Annotated in this window: 15 protein-coding genes; 9 read left to right on the top strand and 6 right to left on the bottom strand. The window is 50.5% G+C overall.

Features of this window, described 5'->3' with window-relative positions:
• Window positions 1-33: 33 nt before the first annotated feature.
• Window positions 34-1,398 carry a nucleotide 5'-monophosphate nucleosidase PpnN gene (gene ppnN / locus A6301_RS11750; protein WP_234257823.1) on the bottom strand — a complete coding sequence of 455 codons (1,365 nt, stop codon included), beginning with the start codon at window positions 1,396-1,398 and terminating at the stop codon, window positions 34-36.
• A gap of 509 nt (window positions 1,399-1,907) precedes the next feature.
• Window positions 1,908-2,756 carry an NADPH-dependent 7-cyano-7-deazaguanine reductase QueF gene (gene queF, locus A6301_RS11745; RefSeq protein ID WP_234257822.1) on the bottom strand — a complete coding sequence of 283 codons (849 nt, stop codon included), beginning with the start codon at window positions 2,754-2,756 and terminating at the stop codon, window positions 1,908-1,910.
• Between the two features lie 74 nt (window positions 2,757-2,830).
• Here queF and syd point away from each other — a divergent pair, with 74 nt between their 5' ends.
• The 6 genes from syd (at window position 2,831) to A6301_RS11715 (ending at window position 8,298) form a co-directional block, all read left to right on the top strand.
• Entirely contained in the window at window positions 2,831-3,379 is a 549-nt protein-coding gene (syd, locus tag A6301_RS11740; protein ID WP_205541401.1) for a SecY-interacting protein, read from the top strand.
• A gap of 834 nt (window positions 3,380-4,213) precedes the next feature.
• Window positions 4,214-5,890, top strand: coding sequence for an amidohydrolase (locus A6301_RS11735; RefSeq protein ID WP_234257897.1), 1,677 nt, complete (start codon window positions 4,214-4,216; stop codon window positions 5,888-5,890).
• A 222-nt stretch (window positions 5,891-6,112) separates the two neighbouring features.
• A complete protein-coding gene (locus A6301_RS11730) occupies window positions 6,113-6,559 on the top strand; it encodes a MarR family winged helix-turn-helix transcriptional regulator (RefSeq protein ID WP_234257821.1) in 447 nt (148 codons plus the stop codon).
• Window positions 6,560-6,651: 92 nt separating this feature from the next.
• Window positions 6,652-7,002, top strand: a complete 351-nt coding sequence (locus A6301_RS11725; protein WP_107168759.1) for a YqcC family protein — start codon at window positions 6,652-6,654, stop codon at window positions 7,000-7,002.
• Window positions 6,995-7,780, top strand: coding sequence for a tRNA pseudouridine(65) synthase TruC (gene truC / locus A6301_RS11720; protein WP_205541406.1), 786 nt, complete (start codon window positions 6,995-6,997; stop codon window positions 7,778-7,780). Before A6301_RS11725 ends, truC begins: the two co-directional genes overlap by 8 nt.
• A gap of 62 nt (window positions 7,781-7,842) precedes the next feature.
• Window positions 7,843-8,298 carry a flavodoxin gene (locus A6301_RS11715; protein ID WP_107168761.1) on the top strand — a complete coding sequence of 152 codons (456 nt, stop codon included), beginning with the start codon at window positions 7,843-7,845 and terminating at the stop codon, window positions 8,296-8,298.
• Window positions 8,299-8,402: 104 nt separating this feature from the next.
• Here the strand turns inward: A6301_RS11715 and A6301_RS11710 are convergent, their stop codons facing one another.
• The 4 genes from A6301_RS11710 to map all read right to left on the bottom strand — a co-directional run bounded on the left by A6301_RS11710 (window position 8,403) and on the right by map (window position 13,321).
• Window positions 8,403-8,792, bottom strand: a complete 390-nt coding sequence (locus tag A6301_RS11710) for a DUF3461 family protein (RefSeq protein ID WP_010284811.1) — start codon at window positions 8,790-8,792, stop codon at window positions 8,403-8,405.
• Between the two features lie 54 nt (window positions 8,793-8,846).
• Window positions 8,847-9,674, bottom strand: coding sequence for a 2,3,4,5-tetrahydropyridine-2,6-dicarboxylate N-succinyltransferase (gene dapD, locus A6301_RS11705; protein WP_107168762.1), 828 nt, complete (start codon window positions 9,672-9,674; stop codon window positions 8,847-8,849).
• A gap of 28 nt (window positions 9,675-9,702) precedes the next feature.
• Window positions 9,703-12,414 carry a bifunctional uridylyltransferase/uridylyl-removing protein GlnD gene (gene glnD / locus A6301_RS11700; RefSeq protein WP_205541410.1) on the bottom strand — a complete coding sequence of 904 codons (2,712 nt, stop codon included), beginning with the start codon at window positions 12,412-12,414 and terminating at the stop codon, window positions 9,703-9,705.
• Window positions 12,415-12,526: 112 nt separating this feature from the next.
• Window positions 12,527-13,321 (bottom strand): type I methionyl aminopeptidase, encoded by a 795-nt coding sequence (gene map, locus A6301_RS11695; RefSeq protein WP_107168763.1) that lies wholly within the window; start codon window positions 13,319-13,321, stop codon window positions 12,527-12,529.
• 344 nt (window positions 13,322-13,665) lie between these two features.
• Here map and rpsB point away from each other — a divergent pair, with 344 nt between their 5' ends.
• The 3 genes from rpsB to pyrH all read left to right on the top strand — a co-directional run bounded on the left by rpsB (window position 13,666) and on the right by pyrH (window position 16,255).
• Window positions 13,666-14,391, top strand: coding sequence for a 30S ribosomal protein S2 (gene rpsB, locus A6301_RS11690; RefSeq protein ID WP_010284816.1), 726 nt, complete (start codon window positions 13,666-13,668; stop codon window positions 14,389-14,391).
• A 134-nt stretch (window positions 14,392-14,525) separates the two neighbouring features.
• Window positions 14,526-15,377: a translation elongation factor Ts gene (tsf, locus tag A6301_RS11685; RefSeq protein WP_010296401.1), complete on the top strand. Its 852-nt coding sequence runs from the start codon at window positions 14,526-14,528 to the stop codon at window positions 15,375-15,377.
• 152 nt (window positions 15,378-15,529) lie between these two features.
• Window positions 15,530-16,255, top strand: coding sequence for a UMP kinase (pyrH, locus tag A6301_RS11680; RefSeq protein ID WP_107168764.1), 726 nt, complete (start codon window positions 15,530-15,532; stop codon window positions 16,253-16,255).
• The last annotated feature ends 30 nt before the right edge of the window (window positions 16,256-16,285 follow it).

Here is a 16,285-nt window from a genome sequence, read left to right as displayed (position 1 = left end):
GCTTCCCCACGTAGGTGTTGGTTGAGCGAACGGTTATGAGCAGATTTCGTAGCAGGGAATATAGGCGCTGCCGGGCAGCTTCATGCGCTGCTGTGCGACAAAGCCCTGTAGCAGGGTATCCATGCTTTTCATCATCTGTGGGTCGCCATGAATTTTGTATGGCCCGCGTTGCTCTATCGCCTGAATACCGACTTCCTTCACATTACCGGCCACAATGCCGGAGAATGCCCGACGTAGCGCGGCAGCAAGCTCTTCTGCGGGCTGATTCGGATGCAGGTTGAGATTGGCCATGTTTTCGTGGCTAGGCTCAAAGGGCAGTTGCAGATCGGGTGCAATCCGCAGTGACCAGTTAAAGCTGTAAGCGTCACCTGTGTGACGACGGCTCTCTTTCACCAGCGGCATGGCTTTCTTCATCTGACGGGCGACTTCTGCGGCGTCATTAATGATGATCGAATAGTAGCGACGTGCCTGACGGCCTAGTGTGCCAACGATGAATTCATCCAACACGCGGAAATAGTCGGCGCTTTCTTCCGGCCCGGTCAGGATAATCGGCAACACCTGTTCGCTGTTTTCTGGGTTCATCATGATGCCCAGTAGATAGAGGAACTCTTCCGCTGTTCCAACGCCGCCAGGGAAAATAATGATGCCATGCCCGATGCGAACAAAGGCTTCCAGGCGCTTTTCGATGTCCGGCATGATGATCAGTTCATTGACCAGCGGGTTCGGCGGTTCGGCGGCGATGATGGAGGGTTCGGTCATGCCGATGAAGCGCCCTTCTTTGTAGCGCTGCTGTGCGTGGCCGACGGCGGCACCTTTCATGGGGGCTTCCATCGCGCCCGGACCGCAGCCCGTACAGATATTCAGTTCACGCAGGCCGAGTTGGCTACCCACCTTGCGGGCATACAGATATTCGATCTCATTAATCGAATGTCCCCCCCAGCAGACCACCATGTTCGGCTCTTCGCCGACGTGCAGCGCCTTGGCATTACGCAAGATAGAAAATACCAGATTGGTGATATGGGCGGAATTTTCCAGATTCAGATTCTGATAGCGACCTGCGCTGGCGATTTGGCCGTTGACGAACAAAATGTCGCGCAATACGGCGAATAGGTTAGCTTGCAGGGCTCGAATGATGTTGCCGTCAACGAAGGCGTCTTCAGGCGGGTTCACCAACTCCAGTTTGACGCCGCGCTCGCGGCGCAGCACGTTGATATCAAAGTCTTCATAACGAGACAGCAGCTCTTTGCTGTTATCTGTCTGGCTACCTGAATTCAGTACGGCGAGGGAACAGTTGCGAAACAAACGGTAGAGGTCGCTGCTGGCCGTGCTTTTCAGCATGTCGACTTCCAACTGCGATAACAAATCCATCGATCCCAATGGGCTGATATGTGTAATCAATTTTGCTCCTTGAAACGCAATATAATCGCGATGCCATGCTGGCAGCCGAGAGCACGATCCGTTGTTGCACGCTCGACGTTTCAGCACCATGGCACGAATGTCATTCATTTAAGCCGCTATGCGAATAAGTTAAATACAGCGAACCTAAATGAAACCTACTTGAGCACCGTTCAGACGTTATGGATCTTGTGTTGTCTGGTATACCACCTTAACGCGCTGCCATCATTTTTTCCAATGTTGACGCCAGTCTCTCCCCTAACTTGCGTGACGCTACGCATATACCCGTCATACTTCAAGTTGCATGTGCGTTGGCTGCGTTCAAATACTCGGCCCGTCGTGGGCCTCGCCCTGAAGGGCCGCTGCAAGCAGCGTTCAAATCTGCTCCCGGCAGATTTGTCACCCGAATCACTTACTTGAGTAAGCTCATCGGGATTCCTTCGCTTGCCGCCTTCCTGAAACTCAAATTATTTAGGGTATCTTATCGTGCGGAGCTGCGATTTATCGGTCGGTTACTGGCGCGGCAGGCGGCCATTTGGCGCGTTAAACGGGGTATTGCTGCGCCACGGGTTGATATCCAGCCCACCGCGTCGGGTATAGCGCGCGTAGACGCTGAGTTTTTCCGGCTGGTAGTAGCGCATGATGTCGTTAAAAATTCGTTCCACACACTGTTCGTGAAATTCGTTATGATGGCGAAATGAAACAATGTAGCGCAGCAGCGCTTCACGATTAATGCGGTTGCCGCGATAGTGAATTTGTACTGAACCCCAGTCGGGCTGATGGGTGATCAAGCAGTTGGATTTCAGTAGGTGGCTGACCAGCGTTTCTTCAACGACAGGGGCATCCTGTTCGTTTGTTGCCAGGTAGTCTGCGCTGAAGTCGTAACTGTCGATCTGAATGTCTTGATCGTCGATGCACTCACCCGTGAACCCGGCTAACGGTTGGCCTTCAAGCTCACTGAGTTTGAAAAGCGTAACGCTGACGTCACCCTGTGCACAATGTGCCAGATCGTTGGCTAACGTTGTGCGTACACTTTCCCAACTGTCGAATGTCGTCTGGTTAAAGCTGTTCAGATACAGTTTAAAACTTTTTGACTCAATCAAATTCAGGCTTTCTGCATTAAGGTGCATTTCACCAACGGCTACCTGAGGCACGCCGCGGTTGTTCAGCCAGGAGAGCTCGTAGAGTGTCCAGATATCCTCGCCATGAAAAGGCAGGCTATCAGGGTAAATGCCGAGTGGATCGCGGTTCAGGCTACGTGGCACGGGTTGCAGAAGTGCAGCATCATAGTGGTCGTGATAAGGCGTGGGTTTGCCCAGTGTTAGCCCGCTTAGGGCCTGGTGCTTGTCATAAACGGACATGCTGTTACCTTGATGTGATAAGTAAGCGTGATGGCGAATAGTGTAACCTGACTAAAAGAGTGATGAGAAAAATTATGGATCATGAAGTTGTTTCGGCGCTAGCGGCGTTTACCCAGCGTTATGTTGACTGTTGGCAGCAGGAGAAGGGGCATCTACCTGCCAGTGAAGCACTTTACGGTGTCCCTTCCCCGTGTATTGTCGAAAATCATGAAGATACGGTTTACTGGTCGCCGCAGCCTTTTGTTCCTTCAGCCGCATTGGATGGGGTGGAGCGTGCGCTGGAAATCAGTCTGCATCCAGATGTTCACGCTTTCTACACCGCGCAGTATGCCGGGGATATGGCGGCGCAGTTTGATTCACTATCTTGCCAACTACTGCAAGTGTGGAGTGAAGAGGATTTCACCCGTATGCAGGAGAACCTGATTGGTCATTTGTTAACGCAGAAGCGCCTTAAACTCACGCCGACGCTGTTTTTGGCAACGACGGATTCTGAGATGACAATGGTGTCGTTGTGTAATGTTTCAGGGGAGATCGTTCTGGAAGCGTTCGGCACGAAAAAGCGTCAAATCTTAGCCCCGACGCTGGCGGCGTTCCTTTCAAGCCTTAACCCGTTAGCAGTCTAATGGTTAATCGAATTTCACTTTCTGCTTTGTAAGAGATCTCTTACATTTGCTGTAAGAAATGTCTTATCTTTAATGTTGAAAATACGTTTCATTTTTATTTTTCCATTATTAATTAGCGAATTATAATAAAAAATAGCAGTATTGCTTAGGGTGTGATGAGAAAGATTGTCACTTACCCCTTGCCGAAAGCTGACAATTAATACATCTTATTACTTAAGTTAGTAACCGGTTACAGTGTGTGTAACAGTGACTATCGGTAACAAAATGCTGTTACCGCAATCAGATTGTTTTAGGAAGAGACATTGTTTTAGGAAGAAACAGTCGTTTCAGGAAGAAGCACAGTTTTCAGGAAGAAACACGATTTCAGGAAGAAACACGATTTCAGGATGAAATCAGGGACACCTCCAGGAAGGAGACCGAGAGCCGATTAGGAATGTCGGTGGGGCAGGAGCCTAAAGGGATTGAATCACGGAAGATACAGGATGGAAACGTCAGGACGAAAGTGGGACGCCAGCAAGGATTGTGGGTCAGGAAGACCAAAAAGGAAAAGTTTTCACGGATGAGCAGGGATGCAAATGTGTAGCGGGATAGCTATAAAACGAACGGGGGGTACTGAGCAATCAGTACCCCCAATTTTTTGCCTGTAAGACAAGTCTTTCCCTCCCTGAACGCATTGATGTTGCACCCATGCTACGAAGAAAAAATGTTTAAAACGTCATGCCTGAAGGACTGCTGAAGGTTGAGCCTGCGTCCAGAATTTGCAATTAGTCTGAAAATTTACTAATTTAGATTTTTAGTAATTTATCGGACTATTTAGCAAAGGAAAACGCAGTGATGAAATTCAATGTAAAAATGCTGTCAGTCACGCTTGGCTTGTTTACCAGCCATGCTTTCGCACACACCGTCTATGAAAATGCACGGATTTATACCGTTAACGATCAACAGCCAACGGCCTCAGTTCTGGTCGTGGATCAGGGAAAAATTATCTATGTCGGTGGACGTGATGGTGCGAAGCCATTTAAAGCGACCGCTGCTGAGTCGGTTGATTTAGAAGGAAAAACCGTACTGCCTGGTTTTATTGAGAGTCACGCTCATCCAGCAACGGTAGCTGTGATGGAGGCGGGCGATTTTGTGTATGTTGACGGTGCGGCAACGCTGACGCAGATTCTTAGCCAATTAAAAGATTATTTAACCGCACATCCGAACGCGAACTATTTGTTGGCACAAGGATTTAACGTTGCTTCACTTGGTTTACCACAAGGAGTGCTGCCGACGACTGCTGATTTAGATACGGTGTCCACGCGTGTTCCGATCGTAGTTTATGACAGCGGCATGCATGCGGGGTGGGCGAATAGTGCAGCGTTGAAGGTTGCCCACGTCGATGCGACTACGCCTGACCCTATTCCTGGGAAACACTATTTTGAGCGCGATAACAAAGGTAATCCTACAGGCTTCATGCACGAAAGCGCGATGCACCTTGTTGTCGACGCGCAGCAATTTAACGTGGTAGAAAACGTTGCTGAGAAACTTCAACCAATTCTAAAGACCTACCACTCGCTGGGGTTTACGGCGATTACTGACGTTGGCGATACGTTTAGCACGACAGTGGCTGCCATTGCCCGCTTAAACGAGCAGGGGAAACTGAAAGTCTATTATCAGCGCGGCTATTTTTATGATGCTGCCAAATCGACCGAACAAAATATTGCCAGTCTTAACGTCCTGCGTGAAAAATATCACCAGGGCAATTTGTCGATGAATCTGTATAAGCTATTTATGGATGGCACGATTGAAATGGATTCGGGGGCGATGTACCGGCCTTATCCCAACGGCAAGGTCGTCGAACCCTTTTTAAGCCAGAAACAGATTAACGACAATGTCGCCGCGGCGTTGAAAGCGGGTTTCTCAGTGCATGTACACGCGATAGGTGATAAAGCGCAGCAGTCGATTTTAGACGCCTTTGAGGCTAACAAAAAAATTAACCCGCATTTGGCTCGCGTGATTGCCCATAACCAAGTGTTTGAGCCACAGGGTGTGCAGAAATTTGCCGCAATGAAGGACAATCTCTTCCTGCAAACGACACCAAACTGGACGGTGGTAAATGAAAAAGATGAGACCAAATCCAAAATTGGTAATGACGCTTATCACCACCAATATCTGCTCGGGCAAGCTGCGCGTGAGGGTGTCGCGGTAACCTTCGGTTCAGATTATCCCGCCAATACCTTTGATGCAGTGAACCCGTTCAGCCAGATGTATCATGCCATCAAACGCGGCCAGCCAAATGCTGGCTATCTCCCCCCAACCGAGGCGGCAATGACATTCGCTCAAAGCTTGCAGGCTTATACGATTAATGGGGCGAAGCAGCTTGGTATCAGTGAGATAACTGGGAGTCTTGAGAAAGGGAAAAACGCGGACTTTATTATTGTGGATACCGATATTGGCAGTGCAGACCTGGAAAAATTGAAAAATACCAAGGTGTTGGCAACCTATTTCAAAGGGGAAAAAGTGTACTAAGGCACACGGTATCCAATATACTTTGGCCGCGTGGAAAGGCAGCAACCGCATGAATTCCCCGGAAGCTGCCATTTCCCCAATAGCACGAAGCCTATGGATGGGCCGGATAATCATATCAACGCACCTGTAACCCGAAATGTGTCGGGTAGGTCGTGTATGCGGTGATTGGATTTCATTGCCTTGGCGATTGTGAACGATTAGCCCATTTGTAGGATATTTCACATGCATCGATTAGATGAATTAGGCAGACAGCTCAATCACCTCGATAACTTGTTTCAACAATGGATGAAGAAGCTAGGTTTTAATCAAAATGCCTTTGCGGTTCTGCATTCTTTGGCGGTATCTCCAGATGGAAAATGTACGCAAAAATATATTTGTGAGCGATGGAGCTTGCCTAAGCAAACGGTGTTTAGCATCTGCAAGTTATTCAAAGAACAAGGTCTGATTGACATCGCTGAAAGTGAACACGACAAGCGAGAAAAGGTTCTGACGTTAACTGCACTGGGGAAAAAACGCACTCAGCCGATTTTGACGCAATCGCAGATATTAAGTGAACGTGCTTTCGGGGCTTTGGGCCAGGAACAAACGCAGCAGCTTTTCTCCAATTTAGAGGGATTCTGCAGGGTGTTTGAACAAGAAATGGATAATGTTTCAGGGGCTAGTGAGTAGTCGAGCGGCCTTCTTTTACTGGCGATTGGGTCAGCTTGATATCAATGCTATGCTTGCCGCCATTATTGTTGGCTTCAAGGGCGAGAAACCGCATGAGTAGAGAGAATCAGGTTCGTCAGTCATTATTCGATATTGAGCGCGCATTGAGGGAAAGCCCTTTCTGGCAGGTTGTTCCACCGGAAGATGAGGCATTTAACAGCACTGAGCCCTTCAGCCTTGATACCATGCGTCCTGAAGAATGGTTGCAGTGGGTTTTTTTGCCGCGTATGCACGCTTTGTTGGACAGCGATTTAGCGCTGCCTGCCGAGCTGGCGCTGCTTCCCTATTTTGAAGATGCATTAGAAGGCACCCCAGAACAGACCGCAGCGGTTTTTTTGCGTCTCAAGCAGCTCGATGAGCTATTCAATCCCGATGTACAGGATGGCGCAGTGCACGATGCTTGAGATTATTTATCAGGATGAGCATCTGGTTGCCGTCAACAAACCCAGCGGTTGGCTCGTCCACCGCAGTTGGTTGGATCGCAAAGAGAAGGTCGTGGTGATGCAAACCGTGCGCGATCAGATTGGTCAGCATGTGTATACCGTTCATCGCCTCGATAGGCCAACATCCGGCGTGTTGTTGCTCGCGCTGTCCAGCGACGTGGCACGAGCGTTATCTCAGCAGTTTGAATCGCACCAGATGCAGAAAATGTACCATGCTGTTGTGCGCGGCTATGTGATGGATGATGGCGTAATCGACTATGCGCTCACCGAAGAGTTGGACAAGATTGCCGACAAGTTTGCCAATCCTGATAAAGCGCCACAGCCTGCCGTCACGCATTATCGTTCTTTAGCGCAGGCGGAGATGCCGGTTGCCATCGGCCGTTACCCTACGGCGCGCTACAGTTTGATGGAACTGAAGCCGCAGACTGGGCGTAAACACCAGCTACGCCGTCATATGTCACATCTCCACCATCCGATTATCGGTGATACTGCGCACGGTGACCTGCGACACAATCGAGGTATGGATACGCACTTCTCCTGCGGCAGGCTCATGCTGCATGCCAGCGAATTACAGTTGAATCATCCCGTGAGCGGACAGCCATTGACGTTGCAGGCACGCTGGGATGCGCCGTGGCAGGGGGTGATGAGGCAGTTTGGCTGGCAAGGGATTCTCCCTGAGTTTGAAGGGGTTGAGTTTCCTGCCGAGTCAGGTCAGGATAGCGAGCATTTTGTTGAGTAATCTCTGTCGAATTACTCTTACTGCCGTATTAAATACATCGAATTAAAAAGGGAGTCAGAAGCATGGCGCAGATTGGTATTTTTGTTGGTACGGTCTACGGGAATGCATTGCTGGTGGCCGAAGAAGCCGAAAATATTCTCAAGGATCGTGGCCATGAGGTTAAGGTCTTTGAAGATGCGACGCTGGAATCCTGGCTGGACTACCGTGAACATGCAGTGTTAGTTGTGACGTCGACGACGGGGCAAGGCCAACTGCCAGATTCTATTGTTCCGCTTTACGCGGCTCTGCGGGACAAAGGCGGCTATCAGCCCACGTTGCGCTATGGCGTCATTGCGTTGGGCGACAGCAGCTACCCGAATTTCTGTGCGGGCGGCCATCTTTTCGATACGTTATTGCAGGAAATAGGTGCTAAGCGCCTGGGCGATGTTTTGGACATTGATGCCGTCGAACATCCTGAACCAGAAGTGATTTCATGCCCGTGGGTCGAAGAATGGGCTGATTTGGTTGATGCACAGTGATGTCACGCTGAGATAAGAAACGGGAGCTAACAAGGCTCCCGTTTTCGTTGCAGCCCATCATCGCAGTGTGTTCTCGCGGCGGTGGAGTTTAGAAATGACCGCGCTTAGCGATTCTTGGTCAATTTCTCTAAATCTGCTTCGATTTCGGTGATCTTGTTGGACACGACGCTTTCCAGATGACGCAGATCGTCGAGGATTTTACGTTTCAGATCGACTTCAACTTGCTCCTGCTGACAAATCTTGTCTAGTTCATCAATCACATAGCGCAGGTTTGGGCTGATTTCGTTGATCTCTTTATAGCCCTGTCCGCTGTTGTCGGCCACGATAGTCTTGCGCTGGCGTGGATATTTGAACTTCACGCTTTTAGCAAAAAACTCGCCCTTATCCTTACGGAAATAGATCTTCAGGATGTCGTTGTTGGCTTCCTGACGCAGGCTATAGCGATCGATATCATCGGGATTGGTAATGCCCAGGCTTTTTAGATTGTCATACATAGCGTCACCTTCTCGGTAAAAAAACGGCGGGTTAATTAGCCCGCCGTTTCTAGTTTAGTCGATGGAGCGTAATAACTCATTGATACCCACTTTACCGCGGGTTTTTGCATCCACTTTCTTCACAATGATGGCACAGTACATGCTGTGACTACCATCTTTGGATGGCAGGTTGCCGGAAACCACAACGGAACCCGCTGGTACACGGCCATAGTGAATTTCGCCCGTTTCACGATCGTAAATACGGGTGCTTTGGCTGATGAATACGCCCATGGAGATAACAGAACCTTCCTCAACGACAACACCTTCTACCACTTCAGAACGCGCACCGATGAAGCAGTTGTCTTCAATGATAGTTGGGTTAGCCTGTAACGGTTCCAAAACGCCACCGATGCCGACACCGCCAGACAGGTGAACATTTTTACCGATTTGGGCGCAGGAGCCGACGGTTACCCAGGTATCAACCATCGTACCTTCATCGACATAAGCACCGATGTTGACGTAAGACGGCATCAGCACGGTATTACGTGCGATATAAGCACCGCGACGTACGCTGGCTGGCGGTGCAACGCGCACGCCTTCACGTTGGAAACGCGCTTCATCATAGTCAGCGAATTTCATTGGCACTTTGTCGAAAAAGCGCGTTTCTCCGCCTTCGATAAGTTGGTTATCGTTAATACGGAAAGAGAGCAGCACGGCTTTCTTCAGCCACTGATGGGTAACCCACTGGCCGTCGATTTTTTCTGCAACGCGCAGGGCGCCGCTATCTAACAGGCTGATGGCCTGATTAACGGCTTCACGCGTGACGGTGTCTGCGTTTGCCGGAGTGATTTCTGCGCGGCGCTCGAAAGCCGTTTCAATGATGTTCTGTAATTGTTGGTGCATCCTGATTTCTCTTTCCTGATTGTAAAAATTAACTCAATGGTACTTTATCGTTTGGGTTAAGGGCTTCTGTCAACCGTTCTTGCAATTTAAGGCGCAAATCCGGCTTCAATGCTCGCCTGTCGCTGTCGGCCAGGATGAAAAGATCCTCTACCCGTTCGCCGATTGTCGAAATACGTGCACCGTGTAGCGACAGATTGAGATCGGCAAAAATTTCACCGATTCGTGCCAGTAGCCCCGGTTGATCGAGTGCGCTGAGCTCCATATAGCTGCGCCTGTCCGTATGCGTTGGCAGGAAGTTGACTTCGGTTGGCACGCTGAAGTGACGCAGTTTAGGCGATGGCCTACGCACCCGTGGATGTTGGTAGTGTCGGTGGGTCAGCGACTGCTCCAGCGCCTGGCGTATCATTTCATGCCTATCCTGTGCCAGCGGGCTGCCATCTGGCTCCAGCACGATGAACGTGTCCATCGCCATACCGTCACGGCTGGTAAAAATCTGCGCGTCGTGCACGCTGAGGTTGCGTCTGTCTAGCTCACCGGCAACGGCCGCGAACAGATAAGGTCTATCCGGGCTCCAGATGAAAATTTCGGTGCCGCCGCGGCTGGCCTGATGGCTGATCAGCACCAGCGGTTTGTTGGTATCATGTTCCAGCAGATGGCGTGCATGCCAGGCAAGCTGATTTGGCGAATGGCGCAGAAAATAATCGGCCCGACAGCGGCTCCAGATATGGTGCAACGCCTCTTCGTCAATGTTATCCATACGTAGCAGCGCCAGCGCCTGTAATCGGTGATGCCGGACGCGTTCGCGTAAATCCGGCGTATTTTGCATGCCGCGGCGTAGCTGTTTCTCGGTAGCGAAATAGAGTTCACGCAACAGGCTCTGTTTCCAACTGTTCCACAGCGTTTCATTGGTGGCGCAGATATCTGCAACCGTCAGACTCACCAGATAGCGTAAGCGGGTTTCGCTCTGTACTTCCGTAGCAAATTGCTGAATAACCGTGGGATCTTGAATGTCGCGGCGTTGCGCAGTGACGGACATCAGCAAGTGGCAACGCACCAGCCAGGAAACCAACTGGGCTTCGCGTGAGTTCAGCCCGTGCAGCGCCGCAAATTCCAACACATCCTGCGCGCCGAGTTCAGAGTGATCGCCCCCACGGCCTTTGGCGATATCGTGGAACAGCGCAGCCAGCAGCAATAATTCGGGCTGAGGCAGGCGAGGGTAGAGCTCTACGCACAGTGGGTGCTGTGGTCGCGTATCCTCGTCGGCGAAGCTTTCCAGCTTGAGCAGAACGCGAATCGTGTGTTCATCCACCGTATAGGCGTGAAACAGGTCGAACTGCATTTGGCCGACAATGTTCCCCCACAGCGGCATATACGCCCACAGCACGCTATGACGGTGCATCGGCAAGAGTGCACGGCTTACCGCATGTGGGTGGCGCAAAATATTCATGAACAGCTGACGCGCTTCTGGGATAGTGCAAAGCGGGCTGGCGAGATGGCGACGTGCATGGCGCAGTTGGCGCAACGTGGTGGAATAGATGCCGCTGATCTCACGGTTGCGCACCATCAGGTAGAACATGCGCATGATGGCTTCCGGCTTTTTGATAAACAGATTTTCATCACGCAGATCCACCAGATTGCCGCGTAGCTGAAACTCATCGTCAAGCGGGCGCGGTTTTTCACTTGCATCCAGCGCCAGAATCGCTTCGTCAAAGAGCTGTAACAGCATCTGGTTCAACTCGCTGACGCGACGCGTCATGCGGTAGAAATCCTTCATCATGCGTTCGACTGGCGTGTTGCCTTCGCCCTGATATTGCAACAGCTGTGCGACGTTAAGCTGCCTGTCGAACAGCAGTCGGTTGTCGTAACGCGGCAGGATCAGGTGAAGGGCGAAGCGGATGCGCCACAAAAAGCTTTGGCATTCGTTGAGCTCTTTACGCTCGGCCTCTGTCAGAAAGCCGAAACCTACCATTTCGTTGAGCGACGTCGCGCCAAAGTGGCGTCTTGCCACCCACAGCAGCGTGTGAATGTCACGTAGCCCACCTGGGCTGCTCTTGATATCGGGCTCCAGATTGTAGCTAGTGCTGTGATAGCGTTGATGGCGCTCCTGTTGTTCGACAATTTTTGCCGGAAAAAAGGTGGAGGACGGCCAAAATTCATCGCTGAATACGTGTTTTTGCAGCGTGAGAAACAGGGCAACGTCGCCGCATATCATGCGGGATTCAATCAGGTTGGTCGCGACGGAGATATCCGCACGCCCTTCTTGTAAGCACTCTTCTAGCGTTCTGACGCTATGGCCAACTTCCAGCTTTAAATCCCACAGTAGAGTAATGAATTGGCCGACGCGCTGGGAGTGTTCTTCACTAAGTTCTGTCTGGCTCAATACCAGTACGTCGATATCGGAAAGCGGGTGCAGTTCACCGCGGCCATATCCACCGACGGCGACGAGTGCGGTTTGAGCAATATTTTCAAAACCATGGAAGTACCACAGCCGCTGCAACAGGCGATCGATGAACAACGTTCTGGCATCAATCAGCTTTTCCGCGCTGACGCCGGAGCGGAATTCTGCACCGAGCCAGAGTTGGAAGAGCTCCAACTGCTGTTTTAACGCCTGACAGTTCAACATGTCATCTGCGTAGGTTAGCGGTGAAGCGGGGGGCTGTGCCGCAATAGTGTTTACAGGGCTGTCTGGTGAGGACGCATCAGGTGGCGTATTGTCTGGCGAAAAGCGTTTATCTGTCATAGCGCAGCCCATAAAAAAACGCAGAGCGCGTTTTTCAACGTCGCTTGCGACGGCCCGAAGGGGGCGTGCTTTCTGCACGCCATAAAAAAGCCGGCATCTGCCGGCTTAGTGTTTACTGTTCATGCGTGATGATGTTGGGGATGGTGTCATCCTTTCGCAACGTCATTATTTCGCAGCCGTTATCGGTTACCACAATAGTATGCTCGTACTGTGCCGACAAGCTGCGATCTTTGGTTTTTACTGTCCAACCGTCTTTCATCGTACGGATGCGGTAATCACCTGCGTTAAGCATGGGCTCGATCGTAAATGCCATACCCGCCTGCAACACCACACCGCCGTCATCTGCATCGTAGTGCAGAACCTGTGGCTCTTCATGGAAGCCTTTGCCGATGCCGTGACCACAATACTCACGTACTACGGAGAAGTTATTCCCTTCCGCAAACTGCTGGATCGCTTTACCCAGCGTGCGCAGGCGAATACCCGGCTTAACCATCTTCAGCGCCAGATAGAGGCTTTCTTGAGTGATGCGACAGAGACGCTCGCCCAGAATGGTAGGCTTGCCCGCGATAAACATTTTTGACGTATCACCGTGAAAGCCATCTTTGATTACGGTGACGTCGATGTTGACGATATCGCCGTCTTTCAGGATTCGCTCTTCGCTAGGAATGCCGTGGCATACCACTTCATTGATGGAAATGCAGACGGATTTCGGGAAGCCGTGGTAACCCAGGCAAGCAGAAATGGCCTGCTGCTTGTTGGTGATGTGATCGTGACAGATTCTGTCCAATTCGGCGGTGCTCACGCCCGGTACGACGTGAGGCTCGATGATTTCCAGGACTTCGGCAGCCAGGCGACCAGCTACGCGCATTTTTTCGATGTCTTCAGGGGTTTTGATTGAAATTGCCATTGATAATTGTCCGCAGGTGCCTGTTAAGCACGAAAATTAAGAGCGATAACTAATAACTTATGTTACCAGCCATGCCGCTGGCTTGCCAAATTATCATTCTGATTTCTAGACCATTGAATAACAAATGTTGGTGTCGCGGGGGGATTTATGGTATAAAGCGCGCCGATGATCCGGCTGGATAGCGGTTATACGGTATTCAACCACATCGACTAAACTCACTTTGTGTAAATAACACACACATGTCGGCACGTTCGCCGGGGTGCTCCTGAGGTGTTTCACCGGATGGGGTCGGCGCAATGGGACATGTGGAGGCATAACCCCATACTTAATTAATAGAGGTAATCATGGCAACTGTTTCCATGCGCGATATGCTCAAGGCTGGCGTACACTTTGGTCACCAGACCCGTTACTGGAACCCGAAAATGAAGCCATTCATCTTCGGTGCACGTAACAAAGTTCACATCATCAACCTTGAAAAAACTGTACCAATGTTCAACGACGCTTTGGCTGAGTTGAGCAAAATTGCTTCTCGCAAAGGCAAAATTCTGTTCGTTGGTACTAAGCGCGCAGCAAGCGAAGCGGTAAAAGATGCGGCCAACAACTGCGATCAGTTCTTCGTGAACCATCGTTGGTTGGGCGGTATGCTGACTAACTGGAAAACCGTTCGTCAGTCCATCAAACGTTTGAAAGATCTGGAAACCCAATCTCAAGACGGCACGTTCGACAAGCTGACCAAAAAAGAGGCGCTGATGCGCACTCGTGAACTGGACAAGCTGGAAAACAGCCTGGGCGGTATCAAAGATATGGGCGGTCTGCCAGACGCGCTGTTCGTTATCGACGCCGATCACGAGCACATCGCAATCAAAGAAGCTAACAACCTGGGCATTCCAGTATTCGCAGTGGTTGATACCAACTCCGATCCAGATGGCGTTGACTACATCATCCCTGGTAACGATGACGCAATCCGTGCAGTTAGCCTGTACCTGAGCGCTGTTGCTACTGCTGTCCGTGAAGGCCGTTCTCAAGATCTGGCTGTGCAGGCAGAAGAAGGCTTAGTCGAAGCTGAATAATAAGTCTGGCTCGTCGAGCCCTTATTAACCAGGTAGTACTAGTTTGGTTAGGGGCCTTTTTATGGCCCCTTTTTCACTTTTAAAGCTGTTTGGTCTTGACGACCGGGCAGGACAAATCTTCCGAGGATTTTAGAATGGCTGAAATTACCGCATCCCTGGTAAAAGAGCTGCGTGAGCGTACCGCTGCAGGCATGATGGAATGTAAGAAAGCGCTGGTTGAAGCTAACGGCGATATCGAGCTGGCAATCGAAAACATGCGTAAATCTGGCGCGATCAAAGCTGCTAAGAAAGCAGGCAACGTTGCTGCTGACGGTGTGATTAAAACTAAGATCGACGGTAACTACGCTGTGATTCTGGAAGTTAACTGCCAGACCGACTTTGTTGCTAAAGATGGTGGTTTCCAGGCGTTTGCTGACAAAGTGCTGGATGCTGCGGTTGCAGGCAAAATCACTGATGTTGACGTGTTGAAAGCACAGTTCGAAGAAGAGCGTGTTGCACTGGTTGCCAAAATCGGTGAGAACATCAATATTCGTCGTGTTTCTGCTCTGGAAGGCGAAGTTCTGGGTAACTACCAACACGGTGCGCGCATCGGTGTTCTGGTCGCTGCTAAAGGCGCTGACGAAGAGCTGGTTAAACACTTGGCTATGCACGTTGCAGCAAGCAAACCAGAATTCGTTAAGCCAGAAGACGTGTCTGCTGAAGTGGTAGAGAAAGAGTACCAGGTTCAGTTAGAAATCGCGATGCAGTCTGGCAAGCCGAAAGAAATCGCAGAGAAAATGGTTGAAGGCCGTATGAAGAAATTCACCGGCGAAGTTTCTCTGACTGGCCAGCCTTTCGTTATGGACCCAGCCAAGTCTGTTGGTCAACTGCTGAAAGAGCATAACGCTGACGTGACTAACTTCATCCGTTTCGAAGTGGGTGAAGGTATTGAGAAAGTTGAGACTGATTTTGCCGCTGAAGTTGCAGCAATGAGTAAGCAGTCTTAATAGTAAAAAAGAGCCGCCAGTTGGCGGTTCCTTTTTATCCAGCCCCAAGAGTTTTAGTCCGCTTGGTTTCCTGTATTCAGATAGGAGCCAAGTGGAACAGTGTTGATTTTACAACCCCCCAATACGACGACAGCCTGTAGGATAAGAACACCATGGCAACCAACGCAAAACCCGTCTATCAACGAATCCTGCTGAAGCTCAGTGGCGAAGCTTTACAGGGAACTGAAGGTTTTGGTATCGATGCGAGCATTCTGGATCGCATGGCTCAGGAAGTGAAAGAACTGGTTGAGTTAGGCATTCAAGTCGGTGTGGTTATCGGCGGTGGTAACCTGTTTCGTGGCGCGGGTCTGGCTAAAGCGGGTATGAACCGCGTTGTGGGCGACCACATGGGAATGCTGGCGACCGTCATGAATGGTCTGGCAATGCGTGATGCGTTGCACCGTGCCTATGTGAACGCTCGCCTGATGTCTGCGATTCCCCTGAATGGCGTCTGTGACAACTACAGCTGGGCGGAAGCGATCAGCCTGCTGCGTAATAATCGCGTGGTGATTTTCTCCGCCGGAACCGGTAACCCTTTCTTTACCACGGATTCCGCGGCTTGCCTGCGCGGCATTGAGATTGAAGCGGATGTCGTATTGAAAGCGACCAAGGTCGATGGTGTCTATTCTGCCGATCCGGTAAAAGATCCTGCGGCGACGATGTACGAAACGCTAACCTATCAAGACGTGTTAGAACGTGAACTGAAAGTGATGGATCTTGCTGCGTTTACGCTGGCACGTGACCATAATTTGCCGATCCGTGTTTTCAACATGAACAAACCTGGCGCACTGCGTCGTGTTGTCATGGGTGAAAAAGAAGGGACGTTAATCAGTCAGTAACTCAAATTATGGGGTAATATATTGTCAGTA

Source organism: Pectobacterium sp. IFB5596, from assembly GCF_021432585.1.
In the GTDB taxonomy this organism is placed as follows: Bacteria; Pseudomonadota; Gammaproteobacteria; order Enterobacterales; family Enterobacteriaceae; genus Pectobacterium; species Pectobacterium punjabense.
This window is presented reverse-complemented; position numbering and strand designations above follow the sequence as displayed.

What these genes read in the sequence shown, in the direction of transcription:
- rpsB (WP_010284816.1), top strand. Translation starts at nt 13,666, where the DNA reads ATGGCAACTGTTTCCATGCGCGATATGCTCAAGGCTGGCGTACACTTT.
- tsf (WP_010296401.1), top strand. Translation starts at nt 14,526, where the DNA reads ATGGCTGAAATTACCGCATCCCTGGTAAAAGAGCTGCGTGAGCGTACC.
- syd (WP_205541401.1), top strand. Translation starts at nt 2,831, where the DNA reads ATGGATCATGAAGTTGTTTCGGCGCTAGCGGCGTTTACCCAGCGTTAT.
- map (WP_107168763.1), bottom strand. Translation starts at nt 13,321, where the DNA reads ATGGCAATTTCAATCAAAACCCCTGAAGACATCGAAAAAATGCGCGTA.
- queF (WP_234257822.1), bottom strand. Translation starts at nt 2,756, where the DNA reads ATGTCCGTTTATGACAAGCACCAGGCCCTAAGCGGGCTAACACTGGGC.
- glnD (WP_205541410.1), bottom strand. Translation starts at nt 12,414, where the DNA reads ATGACAGATAAACGCTTTTCGCCAGACAATACGCCACCTGATGCGTCC.
- truC (WP_205541406.1), top strand. Translation starts at nt 6,995, where the DNA reads ATGCTTGAGATTATTTATCAGGATGAGCATCTGGTTGCCGTCAACAAA.
- A6301_RS11715 (WP_107168761.1), top strand. Translation starts at nt 7,843, where the DNA reads ATGGCGCAGATTGGTATTTTTGTTGGTACGGTCTACGGGAATGCATTG.
- pyrH (WP_107168764.1), top strand. Translation starts at nt 15,530, where the DNA reads ATGGCAACCAACGCAAAACCCGTCTATCAACGAATCCTGCTGAAGCTC.
- dapD (WP_107168762.1), bottom strand. Translation starts at nt 9,674, where the DNA reads ATGCACCAACAATTACAGAACATCATTGAAACGGCTTTCGAGCGCCGC.
- A6301_RS11725 (WP_107168759.1), top strand. Translation starts at nt 6,652, where the DNA reads ATGAGTAGAGAGAATCAGGTTCGTCAGTCATTATTCGATATTGAGCGC.
- A6301_RS11735 (WP_234257897.1), top strand. Translation starts at nt 4,214, where the DNA reads ATGAAATTCAATGTAAAAATGCTGTCAGTCACGCTTGGCTTGTTTACC.
- A6301_RS11730 (WP_234257821.1), top strand. Translation starts at nt 6,113, where the DNA reads ATGCATCGATTAGATGAATTAGGCAGACAGCTCAATCACCTCGATAAC.
- A6301_RS11710 (WP_010284811.1), bottom strand. Translation starts at nt 8,792, where the DNA reads ATGTATGACAATCTAAAAAGCCTGGGCATTACCAATCCCGATGATATC.